The sequence below is a fragment of the Rhizobium sp. P1_E1 genome, from assembly GCF_056406015.1.
Genome location: NZ_JBFUAY010000493.1, coordinates 1 through 1,421, shown reverse-complemented (window position 1 = coordinate 1,421; position 1,421 = coordinate 1). Strand labels below are relative to the sequence as shown.

The following is a 1,421-nucleotide window of genomic DNA, read 5'->3' as shown; positions in this document are numbered from 1 at the left end:
ACGCTGCGTGTCGTGCGGTTGAGCAGCCTGACGCCGAGTTGGGCCTCCAGGCGACGCACCGCTTCGCTGAGGAAAGAGGCGCTGCTGCCGTTTACGCGCGCCCCTTCACGACAACCCCCGGCGCGCGCCACGGCAACAAAGGCATTGAGATCACCCAGATCTGCTTTCACTGTTCGCTACTCCGCACAGCCCGTGCGGATTATAGCCAATTTTCACACGTGCCGCCAACGCCTATCTTGGTGTCATCTCTTGAAAGGAGTTAGACCATGTCCACTATCGATCAATCCGGCACGTTCAACCTCGGCGGCCGCAGCGTGAAGCGGCTTGGCTATGGCGCCATGCAGCTCGCTGGTCCTGGAGTGTTTGGCCCGCCCAAAGATCATGGCGCGGCCCTGGCGGTGCTGCGCGAGGCGGTCGCGAGCGGCGTAAACCACATCGACACCAGCGACYTCTATGGCCCCCACGTCACCAACCAGATCATTCGTGAAGCGCTGCATCCCTATCGCGACGATCTCACCATCGTCACCAAGATCGGCGCACGGCGCGGCGGGGATGGATCATGGATGCCGGCCTTCTCGCGTGAAGAGCTGACCGCGGCAGTGCACGACAATCTCCGCAATCTCGGCCTCGATGTGCTTGATGTCGTCAATCTCAGGATCATGTTCGACGTGCACGGCCYAGCCGAAGGGTCGATCGAAGCGCCTCTGACGGTGCTGGCCGATCTCCAGCGGCAAGGCCTGGTCCGTCACATCGGGCTGAGCAACGTCACATCGAGGCAGATCACCGAGGGGCGTGGGATCACCGAGATCGTCTGCGTGCAGAACCAGTACAATCTGGCGCATCGGGCCGACGACAGGCTGATCGAGGACCTCGCGCACGAAGGCACCGCCTATGTGCCGTTCTTTCCGCTCGGCGGGTTCACCCCGCTGCAGTCGTCCACCCTGTCCGACGTCGCCGCACGCCTTGGTGCCACGCCCATGCAGGTAGCGCTCGCCTGGCTGCTGGGTCGCGCGGAAAACATCTTGCTGATCCCCGGCACCTCGTCCGTCGGCCATCTCAGGGAGAACCTCGCAGCCGCCGCGCTCGTGCTGCCGGATGACGCCGTCTCGAAATTGAACCGCATGGCTGATATCGCCGCCTGACGGTCGCCGGCGATCCGACGCTACGCCACGTCTTGCGCGGCGTAGCGGAGCAATCCCTCAAACGATTCCGAATTGAAGAATTATGCGGTAGCCCGCCGCCCAACGCGGCGATGCTTTCAATAGCGCTCCGGCACAAGCATTTCAGGCGGAACCGGCGCCCTGTTGTAATCGGCGTGACGGATGCGGTCCGGCAACTGGATCTCCGGTTTCGGAACATCCTCGTAAGGGATCTGCTCGAGAAGATGGGCAATGCAGTTCAACCGCGCCCTTTTCTTGTGC

2 protein-coding genes and 1 pseudogene are annotated in these 1,421 nt (G+C 62.6%); 1 reads left to right on the top strand and 2 read right to left on the bottom strand.

Features of this window, described 5'->3' with window-relative positions:
• The coding region (locus tag AC1D1Z_RS37410; RefSeq protein ID WP_477853868.1) for a helix-turn-helix domain-containing protein at window positions 1-170 on the bottom strand (170 nt) is incomplete at its 3' end.
• Between the two features lie 96 nt (window positions 171-266).
• On the opposite strand from AC1D1Z_RS37410, the gene AC1D1Z_RS37405 reads away from it, so the two are divergent.
• The gene (locus AC1D1Z_RS37405; protein WP_477853866.1) at window positions 267-1,142 is read left to right on the top strand and encodes an aldo/keto reductase family oxidoreductase; all 876 of its coding nucleotides are present in this window, start codon (window positions 267-269) and stop codon (window positions 1,140-1,142) included.
• Between the two features lie 116 nt (window positions 1,143-1,258).
• On the opposite strand, the pseudogene AC1D1Z_RS37400 reads toward AC1D1Z_RS37405, so the two are convergent.
• Window positions 1,259-1,421 (bottom strand): annotated as a pseudogene (locus tag AC1D1Z_RS37400) (polyphosphate kinase 2); the annotation flags it as partial.